13 protein-coding genes and 1 pseudogene are annotated in these 19,676 nt (G+C 52.8%); 6 read left to right on the top strand and 8 right to left on the bottom strand.

Annotation, left to right across the window (positions count from 1 at the left end; translation table 11 throughout):
* The first annotated feature begins 494 nt into the window (after positions 1-494).
* Together ACP7EW_RS14480 and ACP7EW_RS14475 are read left to right on the top strand one after the other, a co-directional pair.
* On the top strand, positions 495-1,178 hold the full coding sequence (locus tag ACP7EW_RS14480) for a histidine phosphatase family protein (RefSeq protein ID WP_426217864.1): 684 nt from the start codon (positions 495-497) through the stop codon (positions 1,176-1,178).
* Between the two features lie 18 nt (positions 1,179-1,196).
* A complete protein-coding gene (locus ACP7EW_RS14475; RefSeq protein WP_426217862.1) occupies positions 1,197-2,030 on the top strand; it encodes a hypothetical protein in 834 nt (277 codons plus the stop codon).
* Between the two features lie 451 nt (positions 2,031-2,481).
* On the opposite strand, the gene ACP7EW_RS14470 is transcribed toward ACP7EW_RS14475, so the two are convergent.
* Complete coding sequence (locus tag ACP7EW_RS14470) at positions 2,482-3,636, bottom strand: hypothetical protein (protein ID WP_426217860.1); 1,155 nt, start codon at positions 3,634-3,636, stop codon at positions 2,482-2,484.
* 162 nt (positions 3,637-3,798) lie between these two features.
* Between ACP7EW_RS14470 and ACP7EW_RS14465 the strand changes: the two genes are divergently transcribed.
* From ACP7EW_RS14465 to ACP7EW_RS14450, 4 genes are all read left to right on the top strand, one after another.
* Positions 3,799-5,178 (top strand): DUF6035 family protein, encoded by a 1,380-nt coding sequence (locus ACP7EW_RS14465; RefSeq protein WP_426217858.1) that lies wholly within the window; start codon positions 3,799-3,801, stop codon positions 5,176-5,178.
* Positions 5,179-5,271: 93 nt separating this feature from the next.
* Positions 5,272-5,766 carry a hypothetical protein gene (locus ACP7EW_RS14460; protein WP_426217856.1) on the top strand — a complete coding sequence of 165 codons (495 nt, stop codon included), beginning with the start codon at positions 5,272-5,274 and terminating at the stop codon, positions 5,764-5,766.
* Between the two features lie 39 nt (positions 5,767-5,805).
* On the top strand, positions 5,806-6,618 hold the full coding sequence (locus tag ACP7EW_RS14455) for an inositol monophosphatase family protein (RefSeq protein ID WP_426217854.1): 813 nt from the start codon (positions 5,806-5,808) through the stop codon (positions 6,616-6,618).
* Between the two features lie 661 nt (positions 6,619-7,279).
* Positions 7,280-7,798: a hypothetical protein gene (locus tag ACP7EW_RS14450; protein ID WP_426217852.1), complete on the top strand. Its 519-nt coding sequence runs from the start codon at positions 7,280-7,282 to the stop codon at positions 7,796-7,798.
* 1,024 nt (positions 7,799-8,822) lie between these two features.
* Here the strand turns inward: ACP7EW_RS14450 and ACP7EW_RS14445 are convergent.
* The 7 genes and pseudogenes from ACP7EW_RS14445 to ACP7EW_RS14415 form a co-directional block, all read right to left on the bottom strand.
* Positions 8,823-10,184: an MFS transporter gene (locus ACP7EW_RS14445; protein WP_426218083.1), complete on the bottom strand. Its 1,362-nt coding sequence runs from the start codon at positions 10,182-10,184 to the stop codon at positions 8,823-8,825.
* A gap of 885 nt (positions 10,185-11,069) precedes the next feature.
* On the bottom strand, positions 11,070-12,311 hold the full coding sequence (locus tag ACP7EW_RS14440; protein WP_426217850.1) for an acyl-CoA dehydrogenase family protein: 1,242 nt from the start codon (positions 12,309-12,311) through the stop codon (positions 11,070-11,072).
* 391 nt (positions 12,312-12,702) lie between these two features.
* Positions 12,703-14,832, bottom strand: coding sequence for a TonB-dependent receptor family protein (locus ACP7EW_RS14435; RefSeq protein ID WP_426218081.1), 2,130 nt, complete (start codon positions 14,830-14,832; stop codon positions 12,703-12,705).
* A gap of 195 nt (positions 14,833-15,027) precedes the next feature.
* Positions 15,028-16,136: pseudogene (locus tag ACP7EW_RS14430) on the bottom strand (sigma-54 interaction domain-containing protein).
* A gap of 10 nt (positions 16,137-16,146) precedes the next feature.
* Positions 16,147-17,334: an acyl-CoA dehydrogenase family protein gene (locus ACP7EW_RS14425; protein WP_426218079.1), complete on the bottom strand. Its 1,188-nt coding sequence runs from the start codon at positions 17,332-17,334 to the stop codon at positions 16,147-16,149.
* A 1,123-nt stretch (positions 17,335-18,457) separates the two neighbouring features.
* A complete protein-coding gene (locus ACP7EW_RS14420; RefSeq protein ID WP_426217849.1) occupies positions 18,458-18,859 on the bottom strand; it encodes an ExbD/TolR family protein in 402 nt (133 codons plus the stop codon).
* A gap of 1 nt (position 18,860) precedes the next feature.
* The gene (locus tag ACP7EW_RS14415; RefSeq protein WP_426217847.1) at positions 18,861-19,586 is read right to left on the bottom strand and encodes a MotA/TolQ/ExbB proton channel family protein; all 726 of its coding nucleotides are present in this window, start codon (positions 19,584-19,586) and stop codon (positions 18,861-18,863) included.
* Positions 19,587-19,676 lie beyond the last annotated feature (90 nt).

Here is a 19,676-nt window from a genome sequence, read left to right as displayed (position 1 = left end):
CCGCGTTGAACCCAAGCTTGCACGCAGAAATCTTTCTCTCCAAGGCTGGGGGATGTTTGCTTCGCGGACAATGCGGCAGCCTATCGGATGAGGCTCCGCAAGTATCGAGTCACGAAGCTGGTCGACACTGAGTACAGTTGCCGGGCTTGAACAGTCATGGGCCTCGCTCAGCTCGATATCGTCGAGAACATCTAAGACGTGAAGCGCCTTGGGGTCTCCAGGTGAAAGAGAGGCAAGCATCCAAAGGGCGTTCCGCCTAGCTACCTCTCGATGACGGAGCTCCTCGTCATGAATCATCTCTCTGAATCTCCAACGTGCTTGGTGGCCGCTGCCAAACGTTGAGACTGGCAAGGAGCCCTACACCCAGCGAGGCATCGCGTGGACGCCCCGTGGTCGTGACTAAAGTGTACCCTTCTCCAAGGGCAGACTTCGCTGCCTATAGATATGCGAGTCGAGGAGGCGTGAATGGCCATAGCTGTAGGAATACCTAGCTCATGAAGCTTGTTCGGTTAATTCGCCATGGAGAAAGTGCCGCCAACGCGGGCAAAGCCAGTTCGAATCACGCAGAGATTCCACTTACTCCGAAGGGAATTGAACAAGCGCACCAGGTGGCCCACTCGTTTAGTCATGCTCCGGCCTTGATCGTTGCTTCGCCATTCACCCGGGCACGGTCAACCGCTCTGGCCACCGCGACGAGGTTCGCTACAGTTCCTTTTGAGACGTGGCCCATTCATGAATTTACTTATCTTGAGCCGGCACGGTGTGCGAACACAACTGTCGCCCAGCGGAGGGCGTGGGTCGAAGAATACTGGTCTAGGTCAGACCCCAAATTCAGGGATGGTGAGGGTGCCGAGTCGTTTCTGGACTTTACATCTAGAGCTCAGTCTTTCCTAGATCGACTTGCAGAGCATTCTGCCGACGACATTGCGGTATTTTCACACGGGCAGCTTATCAACGCCGTCGCCTGGCTGATCGAGCGCAAACCGCAGCGAATCGATGGCCGGACGATGGGTGACTGGCGAGAATTCGAAATCAAGAACCATGTGCCTAACGGCTTCGGGTATTTGCTATCTAAGCACCCGAGCGAGACTTCTTGGAAAGTAAGCTCCGAGCTGTTCGCAAGCAGGCCCAGTCGCGAGCCCAAGAACAACAGCCCGACTCAGCTACAGAGTACCTAATGAACGTTGGAGGACATGATGTCTGAGCAATTGCATTTCACTCGTCAGACCCTATTAGCTGCATCAGATTTTATCGAAAAAGCAGGAACAAACGCAGGTTTTGACCTGATGGTGCAACGTCTTGAGTTGGATCAGTGGGTACCTTCAGGAAGTGAGCTGTCGGTTCCCAAGAAAAGAGTGTTATTCAACAAGACGCTCCTGGCGAGAGCGGAGCTTGTATTCTGGGCTAGGGAAGGACAGATGACACATGGCGAAGCCCTCGTCCGGGAAGCCGTTCGGCTCATGAGTTCGCCTCCCGCACATGCGGATCAAAAGCAGCTCGAGCGCTGCCTGGCGCGGGATGGGTTTGTTGTCTCATGGGATGCAGGAGATTGCGGATCAGGCACTCCACCTTGGCTGAGGCGAAGCTTGCCGCAAAATGTGGACTTGCCTGCTGGCGATGATCTGGTTCATCAGCATCTGAAGCGTTTTGGCTTCGTGAGATCGTGCGGTCATCTTGATCAGGCTATTGACGCGCATACCAGAGGCGACTGGGCCGCTGCTAACGCTCAGATCAGGACATTTATGGAGAGCCTCATTCTGGAGATAGCGACGCAGATTGCATCCGCTGAGCTGCCACCGAACCCCGGTTTGAATAACGGCTTTCAAGCCTTGGCCAAGTGCGGGTTTCTATCCGAGAGCCGTTCCGAATGGAACCAGGATGCGAAAGGTATGTTGAACGGGCTGATGAAGATGTTGCACTCAGATGGTTCGCATAAAGGCCTCTCTGATGAAGACCATTCGACGATGCGACTTCATATTGCGCTGGTCACCGCCAGGGCGATCTTGAATCGTTTGGCGAACAACGGGTGAGGAACGTTTAGCCCATTCACGATCAGCCCAGCGCCTTATTCATTTCGAATAGGGCGCTGGGCTGATCGGCATCACATACCTAGATCGTGCTCAAGTCGACAACCTCTAAGCTCTAATGTCAGCTTTTTCAGCGGCAAGAAGTGCAGAAGACCGTCTGCCAGGTGCTGGCTATGACATGAGAGCAACGCAATGTGTTCGGGTAGTGCATCAAGCGATGGCATCCCGGTGCCGGCCTCCAAAAAAGCTTTTTCTAACACGCGGAGTACGTCCACCCCCACCCACTGACGGCGGAGGTATTCCATAGAGCTGCGCGGAGGTTGGGGCCCAAAGCTATGGAGTAGATCCACAACTGCTTGATGAAGGCCGGTAGCTCCAAGATGGGCCAGCGCGACCTTCCAGAGCATCCCTTCTTGAGACAGGTTAAGCCGCGAGCGAGTGGTATTCACCTGGGTCATGCTTGCTTGTCAGCATCCTGACCATCCGCGGTTGCAGCACCGACTGGAGCCATAGCTGCGAACTCCTGCCGCACCTGATCCTCGCATTTATGGCAGGCGAAATATTGGATTCTCTCCATATCTCCTGTCACAAAAGCACCGCAATGCTCACACGTAACTGCCTGCCATCCGCGATCAAAGCATGAAACGCAACTCCACAACCCATCGATGACGAACACTGAAGGTCGTGTGCACTGACAGTTATGGCAGGACGCAATATGTTCGGCGCCCTCCTCCCACCACTGATCCCCCTCATGGATGTGAGCTGTACAGAGGTCAATCAAAGAGTCGGTGTTGAAAGCGAAGTGGCACGTCGGACATTCGGCGAGCGTTGCATCAAAGAACTCTATTTCTTCATTGCATCCTAGGCAGGGTAATTTGATATCAGCCTTCACCACCGCAGTGTCACTGACCCCGCACACCAGGCAGCTGTAATCTGTCCCCCAGGCGTGTACTTCACCCGCCACTGCTGACGCCAGCTCGCAGTGCCCGCACGCTATGATCGTCTTGCCTTTTTTCACCTCGATTTCGATTTGCGGCTTGAGGATCGTGAACCGAGAATTGAGAAAATCACGCTGCCTCATCATGCGGCGATTCAGTTTTTGAAGCTCAATTTTGTAAGGCTCGAAAACGTCCTTCCATGTCTCTGTGAGCATGGCATACAGGTAGTGCCATGAGGCCCACTGCTCAACGATGACGCCCGCTTGAGTGGCTGCAAGGTCGTCATGACCTGAATGAGCGAAGTGGACGATTTGGTTGCGATGCTCGCCTAGGGCTTTGAAGTTATCGGAGGCGGCGGTGTCAATTCTCTCTCCAAGTATCGAATTGATTCGCTTCAGAGCGTCATCGAGATAGACGGAAAGAAAGTCTCCGACATACAGGTTTTGGAGGTCGGCTGTCTCTGGTTTGGACAGCATAAGCGTCCAGTGCTCCGCCATTAGGCGTGCTTTCAGAAAGAGCTCAATGGCCGTATACAGGTCGACGATAGAGTTCTTGGGTCTTTCCTTGACGTGATCCAGTGACGTCTCTACGAACCCTAGCGCGTTCTTCACCAAAGCATCGAACAGCTGTTCCTTCGTCCGCTTTTCCTGCTTGAGCCACTTTCTTCCCATGAGTCCCACCTAAGTCAATGCACGGCCGCTTGATAGCTGATGTGCTACCTGAGATTTTGACTCAATGGACATGATGGCGCGATAGTGGCTCAGCGCCCTTTACATAGGAACGCTGCGTTTCACCCTCCAAACCTGGGTGCGAGACCAATCAGGGAGTGATCGATGTTCACGTACGACGTAGCCCAGCCTACGGATCAAATGCTGCTGAGCGAAATCCTAAACCTCGATAACGGGGAGCCTTTGGACGTAGACGCGTTTCTACGACGAGATTTGGTCGTCGTAATACAGGATAGGAACGAACTCGCTGGACGCTATGCTCGCGACCCAAGTCAGCCATGGCTGGTATGCAGGATTTGCGGCGGTGCGGTGATGCTTGTGCTTACTCAACAGCGGCGATTCCACTTTCGTCATCATCCAGATGAAGAAGGTACCAAAGGCTGCCCAATTTCGACTAAGGGGGCATTCAGCACCGATCAGATCAATCGGATGAAGTACAACGCTGCGAAAGAAAGCGCGGCTCATCTACGACTCAAAGGGATCATTCGTGACAGTTTGTATGCCGACGCCGCCTGCTCGGAACCGGAGGTTGAAAAGGTATGGCGCGGAATGCCTATCGCTGACCGGGCAACATGGCGCAAGCCGGATGTCCAGGTTTATCGGGAGCAGCAGCGGTTCGCGTTTGAAGTCCAGCTTTCCACTACCTTTCTGACGGAAATCGTAGGCAGGAGAGAGTTCTACCGCGTCAACGGTGGTGCCATCGTGTGGGTGTTTGAGGGCTTCAACCCCCAAGAAAATCGTACCGCTGAGCAGGATATTTTCTACCTCAATAACCTGAACGTCTTCGTTGTGAATGAGCGAACGTTGGAGCGCTCCCGAGAAGCAAAACGTATGGCGCTGACCTGCTGGTACGCGGTTCCACACCTAAAAGGTCGGATGATCTTCAACGAATGGCATGAAGAAGAGGTGTTTCTTGATCAGCTAATGGTCGATACGGAACAGCAACTGGTCTATTTCTACGACTATGCGACTCACCGAAAAGAGCTGGAAGAAACAATCGCTCCTGCCCGACTTCGCCAAGAATTCCACGACTTTTGGCTAGAGCACGGTACCAGCGAGGAACCCGAGGCAGATTTGGCCTGGAGCGAGCTGCGGGAACGTATGACTCTCGCAATGCCGCAGATTTCGCTGCCTCGCTCATTTCATGAGGGCCGATTTCATGGCGCAGTATCCATTGTTCTCAGCGCAAGATATGGTCGCCCCATTGGCTACCGACTGCCCCGCCTGATCAATGTGACGAACACCGCATTCGACTACTACAAGGCCTACCTGTTGCCTTTCGGCTGGACACTGGAAGCTTTCCACCAAGCAGAGTCGTTAGCTTCCCAGGACACGAAAAAAACATGGGAAAAACGCCGCAAAATCATTCGAGAAGCTCTGCGAAGCAAGGATCCGGCATACCGCCAAGACCTTCAATACAATCGGCTATTCGCGTTCTTGGTGCCAGAAATCAAGGAAGAACTTGCGACTGAGAGACATTGGTGAGAAGTCGCCCCTTAGTGCTCATTGCTATAAGTGGTGCTGCTTCGAATTTTCTCCGACGAGCCGAAGCGCCAGGGCCACCCGAGAGATTGAGTAATGCGTAGTTTCGACGTTGATCTGAAACGTGTGACCTACTTGCACTACATCACTGCCAAGGCGGCCATAAATTTCCCCTGGACTCACACGACTTCAGGCGGGTGGCATTACCTATCGTATTGGGACAGCACGACTGGCCTGGCGAAGGTGTCGCTTGCGGGCATTCACTATCCCGACACGTCAAAATACTTTGGCGACACGGGTATCATGAATGCTAGCAAAGAGCTAAAGCAGCGCGGCTGGCAGATCGATCACCAAATCTACATGGCCAATCACTTCCGTGCCGCTGGGGATATGGCTCTTGCTTGGGCCTTCGGCCAATCGAAGCATTGCAACGTCGAACTGTCCGAGTGGTTTCCAGACGATCGGGATTTGGCCGACATGGTCAGCCTTCTCAGACGCGTCCTCGATAGGCTTGATGGCGCAGAACGAGACCGGCTCGATCTATGGCTTGAATCGCAGCTCCGGCAAGATGGTAGGAGCACGCTCGTCTAGAGGCCTCAGATACCCCGTTAATTAACTCGAAAGGTCAACATGACTAATCAATGGCTGCAGCACATTCTCCACCAAGTGATCGAAGTAGTGGAGCAAGCGGGTGTTTTATTAGCCCACGAATACGTACGTCCAGGCGGCCGGAGAGGGTCAGGAGACAAAGCTGAAATTGATGTCGAAATAGAAGTGCTTCTCCGCACTGAACTGCTGGCGCTGATTGATTGCGATTGGTGGGGTGAGGAGACTGGCCACGTACTTTCCGGAAACGCGTTCTGCTGGGTTGTCGATCCGAACGACGGCACGAGCGATTTTTTGAAAGGACTGAAAGGCTCCGCCATATCTGTTGGTTTGCTCCATGACAACAGACCTGTGCTTGGGGTGGTGCACGCATCGGTCACGCCATCTAAAACATCTGACTGCATTGCGTGGGCCAGGGGCATGGATCATCTGATAAGAAATGGCAATCGCATCGTCGTCAATCTCTCGGATCAAAAGCTTTCCGAGGCGAGTACGGTGATGGTCAGCGCTGCAGCTGATAGCAAGCCCGAGATAAACAACGCCCTGTGCGCGCCGGCAGGGTTTTACGCAATGCCATCGATTGCATACCGTCTTGCGCGTGTAGCAGCTGGGGACGGCGTTTGTGGTATCTCGCTCTATCCCGTCAGCGCCCATGATGTCGTAGCTGGACATGCACTGCTTCTCGGTGCGAGCGGAGTGCTCATTGGCGACAATGCGTCTCCCATTCAATACACGACTGAGGCCACCATGGCGAAGGTATCAGGGCGTGTATTCGGTGGAGCACCAAGTGCCTGTACCGCACTGAGTAATCGGAACTGGAACATGGTTTTCGAGTAGTTCAGCCTTCATATCCATCTCGTGCCGCTGGTTCTCGAGCAGACGCCGTGAAACCAGAAAAATGTTGGTGCCCGCTAACTGCTGGCCGGATGCCCATTAGTCCATCCTTCAAACGCCCTAAACTTGTCGGCGCACCTATTCAACATCACCACTAAGAGGCAGACGCCGCTAACAGGCTTGCGAGATACGATCACTCTCGAAGCCTGAGTGAACGCCACGCAGGTATGCATACGCCTCGAATGCTAATCGGGCTACACACTCTCCCACTGACAAGTACCTTCCACGTTATTTTTTGAGCGAGGGACTGGAAACGTAGTCAAATGAGTTTATCCCTGCGAATCGTTATCCAACGGACATCGCCAAGCGACTATTGAGGCTTTTCACTCATCCGCTTCCGAAGGAGATGGAGCGCAAAGACTGCCGCCACTTCTTAATGCAATCACGAGTAACCGACAGAAATCCAAATGGCCATGAAAAATATATATGAATTTTTTATATCACTCTCTTCCAAAAAACACCTTGAATTCACTGATCAATAGCAACGAACAATCTGATTGAGAGTCAAGAATTGACAAGAAATCAATAATCACACTATTGACCTTTCATCTACAATCAGGAAAATGGCCGTGCTCGCCCTCCCACCTCATAAATTTGGATCAAAATGGCATACTCCATCAACATTTCCGCCAGTGAAATCTCCTCCGCCGTCTTCCTCGAGTTTAAACATCTTAGTGATGAATTTCGAATCGTGAAAATCTGTCGTTTCCAATGCATCGGTTGGATCTTAGATGCAATATCAAAAGTTGAAGAAGAAGTGAAAAATGGCGCTATTTGGGTGAACCCAGAAGTGTCTGTGCAGGCGTTGGTAGAATTCGCAAAGATTCCCGAGGTTCTGGCAAAAGAGATTATCGCATCCGATTCGAGGGATGAAATTTTTAATCTGGCATGGAATAATCTATCAGATGAGGAAAAAAACACAGCTATTACCGTAAACTTTACCTACCATCGTAACTTCTGGCTAGGATTTGAGACTTACGCGAAAGCCATAACGCTACACCTAGCCAACACAAAAAAAACCAAAGACCTAGAGGAAAAAGTCCAACAACTTGAATCTGATTTGCGTAGAGGCTCAAAAATAATTTCCCTCGTAGAAAATGATAAAAACGAACACTCCATGTGAAAACATTTTATAACAACTTAAAAACCAAGAGCATTTTTATACATAAAATAAAAACAGAATAACAGAAAATCAACCAACCAAGACGCTAAAAATACAGTTTTTAGGCTGGGTATTTTTTGTGCTTTGAGAATACCGAATACTCAGAGAGAGAGAGAGAGAGAGAGAGTCTGAAACAGTAATGTTACTTAGGGCTCAGCCCCCAACTTACTACTAAAGATCGGAATCACTCAAAGATTCAGGTAGCTGTTAATTTCTATTTTTCCGCTGCGCGGATCTGGCGACAATCATCCCCTTCATTGCAGACGCCCCCTCCTACACTATTCAATAAATATTTCCGCGAGCTCCCCAAGTTCGACAACACGGACAATGTCCGAAGTTGCGCCGAGTTTTTGGTAAGACGACTACAGCGCCCATTCATATTACAGAGCGGCGTCTAATCATCCAGAACCAATGCTCGACCTTCGCACGTACTTGGGGATTGACCCTCTCGATCTTGCGCTTAGCGATTCACAGGGCACTACACACCTTCGCGGTTTAGGTCTGCAGGTGATGCGAACATTGTCTCCATCGCGGATTGGCTGCAGCCAAACCGACCCGGCTTTGCATCAAATAACCACCCAGCATATCCAGTATGCAGATAGGCCGGACGACCATCATTCCCCTTCATGCTATGCGGTTAGGTTAAAGCAATCATACCCTTTCCAGGCATCATCTACGTCTTCTCAACTAGAAACAGTTATTTGCCTGCTTGCGCTCGCGGGGGCATTCGGCCTCGGCAAAGATCATTTACCTCACCAAAAAACTCGGCGGGTGGAGACCAGGCAATTCGCCAAAACTAGGAAGTCATCTTCAGATATTCTTATACACTTCAAGCTCTGCAACGGATTGCATGCAGATGTTCAAGCCAACTCTGAAGACTTGACTGACGTTTGTGCTAAGCCTCGGCAGCATAGTAAGAGACGCCATAGCAGAACTGCGCCACGACACCACCTCAGGAAAGCAACTGCGCGCCCTGCCGATCCAATCACTCGCCCGCTGCGTATACCGTAACTCCGGCGTCTGGCGCCAAGCGGCAAAACACAAGGACCGAAGCCATGCCCAACAGCGCGCACAGCAACATCACCATAGCCACATCACTTGTGACAGGCGTGGTGTGCCCACGCAAATTCATCAGTCCCCCCAACAGCGAAGCCGCGATGCCCACAGACAGGCTCATGCTCAATTGCACAGTCATCGCAGTGAGGCTACTGGCCCGGCTGCTCAAGGCGGCGGGTACATCAGCGTAGACCAGTGCATTTAGAGTGCTATATTGCAGCGAGAGAATCACCGCGCTGCCAAACAGCATCAACACGATGGCCCAATAGGGCGTGGCGCTGGTGAATCCGGCGCATGCTGCCAGGCTCAATCCAGTCAGTAACGCGTTGCGAGTGAGAGTGCGGCGAATACCGAAACGGCGAACTACACGTAATGCCATCAGTTTCATCAGAAGTGCACCAGTACCTCCGGCTAGAGTCAGCAGGCCTGCATGCAAGGGGCTAAGGCCGAAACACATCTGGAACAGCAGCACCAATAAAAGGGGTGACGACGCCGTTCCTAGGCGTAAAATATTGCCACCCCAGAAGCCAATACTGTAGCTAGGAATTCGCATTAGCGATAGATCCAGCAATGGTTCAGAGCATCGCCGCGCATGGTAGATGTAAAGCCCGCCGCACAGCAGCCCCACCGCAATCATCATCGCCACGTAGGGCCATGGTAGCAATCCGTGACTTAGCGCCTCGAACCCAAATACAAGCGCTCCAAGTGCGATTGCACAGAGTAACAATCCTCGCACGTCCAGCCTACGCCCTCGGATACCGGGATACGGAGGCACATGGCGCATCACTAACATCACGCCAACCAAGCCGATTGGAAGATTGATGAGGAAGACCCAATGCCATGACGCGAAGGACATAATCAAACCACCAAGCGGTGGTCCGATCATGGGCCCAATCAGCGCCGGTATAGTCAGGTACGACAGGTTGCGTAACAATTGCTCGCGCGGAGACCAGCGAAGCAAGATCAGCTGCCCCACCGGTACCATCATCGCCCCAGCCGCCCCCTGAAACATCCGTGCTAAACACAATTGCAATAGTGAAGTAGAGGCCGCACAGGCCAGTGATGAGACGGTAAACAGCACAATAGCTACCACCAACAGTCGGCGTGGGCCATACCGATCTGCAGCCCAGCCACTGACCGGAACACAAAGAGCGGCTGCCAGCATGTACAGGGATACAACAAGGTTCATGCGCACACTAGACGCGCCCAAATCGCTGGACATCTGCGGCAACGCAGTCATCACCACGGTAGCATCTATTAACTCCATGCACAGGGCACAGCCCATGATCATCGGAACCCGGCGCGAAAGTGGCCGGGTTGTTGACAAGGGTTCGGATATAGTCACTCAGAAAAAAACCTTATATCTATGATGGCGTGCTGTTGTGATGCTAAATAACGTTATGGACTGCCTTCCAGACACACGAGCTGTAGAGGCAAACAGCGTATGCGAATTGCTCCATCGCTCCGCCCGACATTTCTTCCTGTATTTCCAGTCGCAGCGCCAAATAGACGCTGAGGTAGACGGCGACCAACGGACAGATCGACTCATATGGAATTCCGCGTGCTGCGCGGGACATTTTTCGCCCTGAACCAACAACGTGCTGGAAAACTGATGAAAATCGGCAAATCTGATTGAGGTTGGCCTTCAGATTTCGAAAGATAGGGCATTGCTACCTCCGTGGCGTCTTGAAGGGATCAGGTAAATTCAGAGCTGGGATCTTCGAGGAATAAGCCAATGGATCGGCGACTGTCTACCGGGGGTTTACTACCAACATCAGCAGTAAGCTCAGAAACGACAAATGTAGGTCGACCCCGCTTATCGCTAAACTGTCAACCCAGCGCAGGCTCAAGTCCACCGCCACGTCAATGTGCATACACACCTCGCGAGAATGTCGCAAAAGATTTTGCCGGCTGCGAGGAGCGAGTGCTGCTTGCCAGCGGATAGCCAACTATTGGCCAACTGAACTGGATGGCGGCAACCTCTAAAAGGAACGATACCTGGCCCGCCAATATCAAACTGGGGCACATAGCACGACGCGAGAAGTTGCATCGACGCAAGACAACCACTTGCAGTTTATGTTTTGCTTGACTGACGTCGTGGGCACCTCCAAAAATAAGTGATTGGAACAAAAGGCGCCGGGCCAGGCCCCGCGCATGGTGGCTTCTGGCTATTTCGTTATACAGCGCTGGCTTCATCGCGGGCAGCGCTACCGGCAGTGTCCTGCGCTTGCAACGCACGCCAAGCGGCACTTGGACTAATTCCGTTGAGGTAGTAGTTGCCCAGCGCGCGCTCACGGAGGATGGCCGGGTTATGTGACGCCAGGGTGCGCGCGTTGCGCCAATGCCGGTCTAGGCGTCGGGCTTGGCTTGTGGCCGACGCCCCCCCCACTTCGAACAGCAGCGTACTGGCTTCTAGCACCTGCTCAAGCACCACTTGTTGGGCCTGGTAAGTACGGATGTCAGCATCAACATAATCTGCCTCCTTCGCGGAGCCATTCAGCTCAGCTTGGTGAACGCCCTCCAGCACCTCAGCGGTAGTCAGCACCAGAGACTCGCTGGCGTAGGCCAAGCTCGACAGGCGCCCAATCACCCGCTGTACCAATGGGTCATCCTTCGGGCTGGATTTACCCGGTACTCCGAAGGCGCGGGTACGCCCCAAAACGAAAGTGGTAGCATCGCGCAGTACCGCACGAGCGATACCGGCCAGGGTCGCGAGGTGGAACAGTTGGTAAAACGCCGAAATATAAGAATCTGCCCGCAGTTCACCAGGTTTAAAGCGTCGTAGCACATGTTCCTCAGGCACCGTGACATTATCAAAACGGGTGGTGCCGCTGCCACTCAAGCGCTGGCCAAAACCATCCCAGTCGTCTTCGCGCGTAACGCCTGGGGAGTTCACCGCCACGACTACACTTACGAAATCTTCATCGTCCATTGCAACTGCGGCAACCCAATCCGCATAAATCGCGCCAGTGCAATAGTATTTCTCGCCATTCAGAAGCCATCCATTTTCACCCGTGTCGAGAGTCACGGAGTTGGTGCTGCTATCACTGCGCTCGGCCATCGCAGCTCCCCAAAGCTGTCCAGCAACGACCTTTGGAAACCAGTAATCCTGTGAGGGTGCGTCGTGGCTTAATAGGCGCCCTTCGACAAAGCCGAAATGCGCACGCACAATTTGGGGCAGATTGGAGTCGGCCTCGGCCAAGTCGATCAAAAGGCCAAACAACACCGGAAGACTGACACCGGCGCCTCCATGCACAAGAGGCACACGCAGGGAGCTGAACGCAGAGCCGCGCAACAGCTCGACCGCTTCGAACGCCAACTCCCGCTGCTGCTCACGCTCTACCGCTCCTTCGCAGATCTGTTCGAACAGAGGTTGAAAGCGCGTGCGCAGCGCGCGGTAGCAAGTTTGTTCAGTCATAATTTGTCCTTACATAGCGATGGCATCACACGGGTCGTGCACGTGGATACAGTCAGTAATTGATAAGGTTGAGAACTCACGACCACTTAAACAAAAGCTTTCACCTGGGTCATCCCCCAAAAAACTCCTCATTCCAGGCAATAATGGTTTCGAGCATCAATGCTTAAGCCAGACGATGCCTAGCCGCGATAACATCAGCTCGATCACCGTCGCTGAAGCCCCTTGCCTTCGCGAAAGGCATAAATCTTTCTTCTGGGCCAGAAAGCTCGGGACTTCAGCCGCCCCGGCATCAGGCAACCTGATACGCCAGGCATGTAAGCCTTGCAGTTCGGGTCATAAACCTCCCCGCCAGCTTCATAAGCGTGTATCACACGACGTAGACTGCGCAGGCTTAGAAGTTGTAGGTAACGCCAGCGAACGCACCGAAACCGTCGCCCGGGTACATTGACGCGACATCGCTGCCTCGGGCGTTGTATGTCGGCAGCACCGCTGTCGCATAGTTTTGGTCGGTGAGGTTCTTCAGATCTAGGTACAACTGCCAAGTCTCGCTAGGATCGTCGTAGCCCATACGCCCCCCCCACACCGTATATGACGGTGCGTAAAAGCTGTTCGCGTAGTCCGCCGCGGTACTCGACGCTGATTGCACGTTGACCCCGGCATAGAAACCATTGGCCCACTGGTACTGAAGTTCGCCCTGATACAAGTGCTTAGGAAAGCCCGGTAGCACATTCCGATTGAACACTGGGTCGTTTTCGTAACGGAAGTCGTTGAGGGTGTAAGCTTGACGCCAAGTCAGACTGTCGCCGTTAGCGCCCTCCCACAGACGCGTACTCAACCCGGCTTCAATACCTTGGTGAATGGTCGGCGAGGAGTTTGCTGTAGTTACTACGGCAGCCGAGGTATTTGTCGCCGGTAGCAGTTCTACGCTGAGCAACTCGTTCTTTATCCACGACTTGTAGAACGCCAAACTGCCGTCAAAGATGCCATTCCTACCCTTGATGCCGAACTCTATGGTGTTTGCCGCCTGCGGTACCAGCGGCTTAGCATAGTTAAGGGTGACTGCCGAGCCGGAGATAGAAAAAGTGCTCGGAGGGTCGATGGATCGGCTGGCATTGGCGAACAATTGGACATCTGGCGCGATGTAGTATCGCAGGCCGATGCGCGGTGCCAATTTCCATTGATCGTATATGTAATGCTCGGGCAGCCCGCTGGTATTCGCTCGATCGCTGTATGTTACGTTAACGTTGCGCTTGATCTGTATCGCCGATAGGCCCGTGGAAAAATAAAGACTGTCCGTCAGGCCTAAGTCGTTGCCGAGACTGAATACATGATCGAAGGAACCATCGTACTCAGCTTGCTTCTGCAGTCCCCCTAGATCCTTGTCGCCTTTATAAGTACGTACCCCAGAACGTATATGCTGGGTGCTGCTCCAGCCAACCGTGCTAATGCTGGAAAGGCCTAAAACCTGGTCAGTGCGGGAGTACTTGAGCGAGTAGTTGATGTCCCGCCAATCCCAGTAGCTAGGGTTCACCGGGCTATGACGGGCAAGCACCTGAGGATAATTGTGGTACACCAGACCAGCTTCCAAGGTGGCATCATCGTCGAAAGTGTAAGTGGTCTTGCTTCCGATCCAGGTCGAACCAAACTTGGTAGAGTCGCTACGTGTGGCGAGCGTGGTAGGATTGGTCTGACTAGAGTTCTTTTTAAGTTGTGCACGAGTCAAAGCGCCAGAAATTTCGTGGTGTTCTTCGCGGTAACGAATATATAGACGGGTTTCTAACTTTGGATTGAAGCGATACCCGAAGTTGCTCACCACTCCCTTGGCCTTAGTGAACGTAAAGTCTTGATAGCCGTCGCGGATGGTATTGTCGACGCTGACGAAATAATCGGCGTTCTCGACTACTCCGCCGGTACTGAACGCCTGCTTTTGCCAGCCAAAACTACCGCCTTCGACCTTGATGCGACTACCTGGTGAAGTGAGCCCGGATTTGGTAACAAAGTTGACCGCACCACCCAACGTCAAAGCACCGTATTCAAAAGCATTGGCGCCGCGAAGAACCTCGGTATAGTCGAGACCTTGCGTATCTAGAAGTTCATAAGGCGTACCACCGGCACCGGTTAACGCGAGGCCGTCAAACAGAAACTTGATACCCTCTCGAAAATATCCCGGCGGGGTGGTTGAACCAGATCCGCGGATAGAAATTTTGACGCCGTCATTGCCACCAACAGCCTGGGCGTAAATACCCGGCTGATAGGCCATAGTATCTTCCAATGTAGCCGAACGGCCTTTCTCCACCTCAGCCTGGCTGACCAAACTGGTACCGCCCGCGACCTCGTCAAGTTTGGCCTGCGCTGCTATAGCAGGCGCCTGCTTTAAAGCCTGAACAATGACCGTGCCCAGTCGAATGTCGTCGTTTAAGCTGGCATCGGCGGCAGACGATAAGGGCGTAACAGCTAATAAAACGCTGCTAACAGCATATAGAGATGAGTGTCGAAATACTGTTGAAGTTGTCCAGTGCACGCGGTTCAAGGTCTTGCTCCCCACCTGATTAAAATTAGGCGAGTTTCTATTGGTATAGTCAATCGCACGACGAAAAATGCAGCAATCGTGCCAACCTGCGCAGCCCCTATTTCTACTGGAAATAAAGTTATAGAATGCCTGTCGGGGGTGTTTCAATACCGCAATAGTGTCCAGAAGGTGTTGCAAGGCAAACAGTTATACTCCCATCAGCTGTATCGCAGGATGCCTATCTGTCAGGGCATTCTGAGCGGGCAGTCTTTTGTTGACGACCAATTCACCCATTTTAATCAAACGGGTGCGAGTTACATTGCGACTCAGACCCAGTAGCTTGGCAGTATGAACCTGATTGTAATTACTAAAGCGATAGGCAGACCTAAGCAGAGAATCATCGACGCGCTCATGCAAAGCTCCGACTTGGTCTTCGAACAACTTCAGAAATGCGAACTCTAACAAAGTCTGTGCAGAGCTGTTGCTGACCGAGCAGTCATCCGGGCGCTCAATACGCATATTCGACATTCGTAAGTCGTCAGCACGAATTTCTCCATCGCGACAAATCAACAGTGTGGGGTGAATGACGTTCTCTAGCTCGCGAACATTGCCCCGCCAAGCATATTCCTTAAGGCGGCGTTCGGCATCACTGCTCAGGCGGATTTCGCCATATCCCAGGGGCTGACTGCAGCTCTGGATGAAATGATGGGTAAGGGGGAGGATGTCGCCAGGCCGTTCACGCAATGGACTAAGCTCCAAGCTGACCACATCCAGACGGTAGAAAAGATCCTCCCGAAAATGTCCAGCATTAATGGCCTTTTCTAACTTAACGTTGGTTGCAGCCAATACCCTCACGTTAATCGGAATACTCTTCCTGGATCCCAAACGAACCACTTCTCGCTCCTGCAGGACACGCAGCAGCTTTACCTGAATCGGTAAAGGCAAATCGCCAATTTCGTCAAGGAACAGCGTGCCGTCATTAGCCTCTTCAAACCAGCCCGCCTTAGCACTCAATGCTCCGGTGAAAGCGCCTTTCTCGTGACCGAACAACGCCGCCTCAACCAATGAATCGGAAAACGCTCCGCAATTGACCGCAGTGAAAGGCCGGCTCTTGCGGGCACTTAGATTATGGATATGTCGCGCCACCAACTCCTTGCCGGTTCCGGCCTCACCAATAATCAACACACTCGCCTCGCTTGGAGCGATCAGCTGTAGATGCGAAAGTAACGAGCGTGATTTAGGATCCTCGAAAACCTGTGCGTCGCCCGTATTGTGGTTGCAAGGCCCGGGGATGGAGGCAGAGATAGCAATTGCATCAGGGTTCCTCTAAGAGTAGAACGTAGGGTCAGGCGCGATGCTATTCAGCGCCCAGTTACCAAGTTCGTTGAGTTTATAATCCAGTGAATCGTGAAGCGTCTGAGTACGCAGGTTGCGCCAGTGGCGGTCTAGACCTAAGCAGGAATGTGTAGCACGCGCACCAGTTACCTCGAACACCTTGGTACAGATATCCAGGCCGTTACGACTCGCAGCTACTTTCACTGTTGCAATGTCCACCGCAAGCTTGCCTCGCTCGGCAGCGCTGAGTAGCGGGCCTTTAGCCCAAGCCGCATCCAATTCGTCTACTGCACGATCGAACAGGACTCTGGTGCTTTCCAGAGCGATCCAAAAATTTCCATAGTGTTTCAGAACATAAGGGTCTTGGCTGCTCGTCGATGCAGTTGACCTGAACCATGGACGGGTTTCCTCAAGAGTGTATTTACGGGCGTCTTCGAACGCTCCTTCTGCAATACCCAAGAAAATATTGGCGAAGTGTAATTGAGCAATTAACGGCCGTAGACAGGCGAACGGTGTACTGAGAGGGCCAGGATCAAGCAGAAGATCAGATTCTTCAACGCGTACACGCTCGAAAGTAGCACTGCCACTGTCTGTCTGGCGCTGGCCCATATTTTCCCAGTCGTCATAAAGTGTGATGCCACTTCGCGCACTGGGCAACGCAGCGATCAAAAGCTTACCTCCAGCTAGCGGGTCTACCGCCGACGCGATAAGCATTTCCGAGTTGGTTGCGCCAGAGCAGAAACTTTTCTTGCCGTTGAACTCCCGCCATCCACCGCAATTCCTGACGATAGTACGAGTGTCGAGGGGATTTAAGGCATTTCCCCAGAACCAGTTGTTACGGGCCGTAAGTTCGAACCACGGCTGCCACTGTTCAGGTCTACCAAACAGGCGGATGGTAGCGAGCATCAGATGGTGAAACCCGAGTACGTGAGCGACCGAACTGTCGGTTTTGGCAAACTCACGTACCACTTCGAAGGTCTCACGCCAACTGGCACCGTGCCCGCCAAATTGATTGGGGATACTCAGAGCTAGCAAACCGCTTTTACGCAGCGCTTCACGTTCTACGGCAGGGGTACCACCGCGTTGATCACGCTCAACCGCTGTTCTAGCAAATTCGATAGCCAATTCGCGAGCAATTTCCAGTGGGGACACGGGAGTGTTTTGCAGATTGGCAGTCACACTGTTTACCTCAAGTTTTGGCCGCGGGTGCAAGGCAGAGACGACCGCCATCTTTCCTTAAATCCTTTCAACCCGCATGGTTAAATTTCGAGCGAGGTATTTCTACTCTAAATCAAATCGCTACTGTTAGAGGCTGGAGAAGCAATAGCTATACCACTTATCAGCATCTGCATTTATTGGAGTTATAACTACTGCCGCCTGTATTGGCTATCTAATTAAGTACACAGATGTTGATGCACTGTTTGCCGAGCAACAGCTGAGCCAGAATCATCAACTCAGCGAGGGAGTTTTTGCAAATCACCCACGGTGTTTTTATCCACTGCAACAGTTCGGCAGGTAGTAGCGATTACTACTTCCACTAACACGAGCAACTTCCCTCCCACTCATCATGCTCTTCGGAACCGTCGCAAATATCGCCAATGGCGTCCACATTCGGCTGCACGAGGTAGCCGCCAACCCTAATATCTAGGTTTTGCAGATTAGGCGCAGCTATATTGTGTTTTCGCGACAGGGGCTTTCGTAGGGCCCATGCCGAAGCTATTCATCCTGCGGACGCAAAAAAATTATCGGGAACATCCGACTTGGCTTGGTATGAATCACTGATTGGAGCGGGAGGCGTCAAATTGTGTTGGACGCCGCCGCTATTGGCATTGCGAGTGCGCTGCTCAAGATAGATCCGTATTCCCTGATATGCAGGCCATTTCCAGCCTAGACTCAGCAGCGGAGTTCTTAAATTCAAGAAAAACGAAAATCTTGATGGACAAAAAGGGAAAAACGATTACGCATGGTTTGCCGAGATAATGAGTAAGTAATCGAAGATGGTGGTAGCAATTTTTTGTGCTCCCAAGGAACCAACATTTACGATTTTGAAATCATCAGTTCGGTGATACGTTTTTAATGCGGTGCCTGGACGCGAGTGACCGCTGAAGTGAAACTTAGCAAGCTTACATTAAAAAATTCAAAGGACCCCATCCGATTACCAGACAAGATAGCTAGCAGATCGTATCTGTCTTGCAATTGCCCCCAACTGCAACCACAATTTGAGCGTCTCAACGTAATAGGCCGCCACTACCTCCAAAGGGAACAGCCTACTTCAAAGTTTACTGAAGTTGTGCTTATACCGTTACTTGGCGGTAATTACCGACAATTTAGTAACCCCTGCCCTCTCGATAGACGCCATGACCCGCGCCACTTCGCCATAATTCACCCCATTATCAGCTTGCAACTGCACTCGCACATCCGGGTTTTTCGCCTTGGCCGCATGCAGCTTGAACTCCAGCAGATCGGCCTGGATTTCATCCTTGTTGATGAACACCTTGCCCTTGTCGTCGATGCTCACCACCAGCGGATCCTTCTGTTCCACCGGCGCCACTGATTCGGTCTTCGGCAGATTGATAGGAATCGCGTTGGTCAGCAGCGGCGCGGTGACGATGAACACCACCAGTAGCACCAGCATCACATCCACCAGCGGCGTGACGTTGATTTCGCTCAGCACTTCATCGCTGTCTTGTGTGGAGAAGGCCATATCAGGACACCTCCTTGACTTTCTGCCCGGCGACGCTGGCGCCCGACTTGTTCAGCACTGGATGCAGCAGCACGCGGAACGAATGTTTCTGCGCCAGGCTGTAGAAGTCGTGGGCGAAGTCGTCGAGGTCGGCGACGGTCAATTTCAGGCGACGCAGGAAGTAGTTGTAGACCAGCACCGCCGGCACCGCGACGGCGATCCCGACACCGGTGGCGACCAGGGCGGCGCCGATCGGCCCGGCCACGGTTTCCAGGCTCGCCGAGCCTGCCGCACTGATGCCTTTCAACGCCGACATGATACCCCAGACGGTGCCGAACAGGCCGATAAAGGGCGAGGTGCTACCGATACTGGCCAGAATCGCCAGGCCGGTTTCCAGTGAACGACGCTCACGGACGATCTGCTGGCGCAGGGCGCGTTCGAGGCGATCCTGGTGGTTGATCGACTGGCTGAGGTCCGTGGCCTGCACACCCTCCGGCACCTGAATCGCCGCGTACCCAGCCAATGCCAGGCGGGCTGCTGCCCCAGGCTCGTTGTGCGCAAGTTCGGCGGCCGAATCGAGGCTGGAAGCGGCCCAGAATTGCTTGTGGAATTTGCGATCCTGGTTTTTCAGCCGGGTGAACTGCACACCCTTGAGCAACGCCAGTCCCCAGGTCGCGACGGAAAAAAGGATCAACAACCAGATGACGGCGTGTTCGATGGATTCGAAGGGGGATGCAATCAGATTCATGGTCAGGCTCTCCAGCAAGGCATTGGATCGGTTGTAGCGATGCGCCTTGTGTCAGGTAGCTCGCGTGTCGTGGTTCAATAAGTTTGCTTT

Source organism: Pseudomonas sp. DWRC2-2 (assembly GCF_049897885.1).
In the GTDB taxonomy this organism is placed as follows: Bacteria; Pseudomonadota; Gammaproteobacteria; order Pseudomonadales; family Pseudomonadaceae; genus Aquipseudomonas; species Aquipseudomonas azotoformans_A.
Note: the sequence above shows the minus strand (reverse complement) of the source record. Positions and strands in the feature narration are given on the sequence as shown.

Excerpts from the sequence above, each read along its gene's own strand:
- ACP7EW_RS14480 (WP_426217864.1), top strand. The coding sequence starts at position 495 with ATGAAGCTTGTTCGGTTAATTCGCCATGGAGAAAGTGCCGCCAACGCG.
- ACP7EW_RS14475 (WP_426217862.1), top strand. The coding sequence starts at position 1,197 with ATGTCTGAGCAATTGCATTTCACTCGTCAGACCCTATTAGCTGCATCA.
- ACP7EW_RS14470 (WP_426217860.1), bottom strand. The coding sequence starts at position 3,636 with ATGGGAAGAAAGTGGCTCAAGCAGGAAAAGCGGACGAAGGAACAGCTG.
- ACP7EW_RS14465 (WP_426217858.1), top strand. The coding sequence starts at position 3,799 with ATGTTCACGTACGACGTAGCCCAGCCTACGGATCAAATGCTGCTGAGC.
- ACP7EW_RS14460 (WP_426217856.1), top strand. The coding sequence starts at position 5,272 with ATGCGTAGTTTCGACGTTGATCTGAAACGTGTGACCTACTTGCACTAC.
- ACP7EW_RS14455 (WP_426217854.1), top strand. The coding sequence starts at position 5,806 with ATGACTAATCAATGGCTGCAGCACATTCTCCACCAAGTGATCGAAGTA.
- ACP7EW_RS14450 (WP_426217852.1), top strand. The coding sequence starts at position 7,280 with ATGGCATACTCCATCAACATTTCCGCCAGTGAAATCTCCTCCGCCGTC.
- ACP7EW_RS14445 (WP_426218083.1), bottom strand. The coding sequence starts at position 10,184 with ATGATCATGGGCTGTGCCCTGTGCATGGAGTTAATAGATGCTACCGTG.
- ACP7EW_RS14440 (WP_426217850.1), bottom strand. The coding sequence starts at position 12,311 with ATGACTGAACAAACTTGCTACCGCGCGCTGCGCACGCGCTTTCAACCT.
- ACP7EW_RS14420 (WP_426217849.1), bottom strand. The coding sequence starts at position 18,859 with ATGGCCTTCTCCACACAAGACAGCGATGAAGTGCTGAGCGAAATCAAC.
- ACP7EW_RS14415 (WP_426217847.1), bottom strand. The coding sequence starts at position 19,586 with ATGAATCTGATTGCATCCCCCTTCGAATCCATCGAACACGCCGTCATC.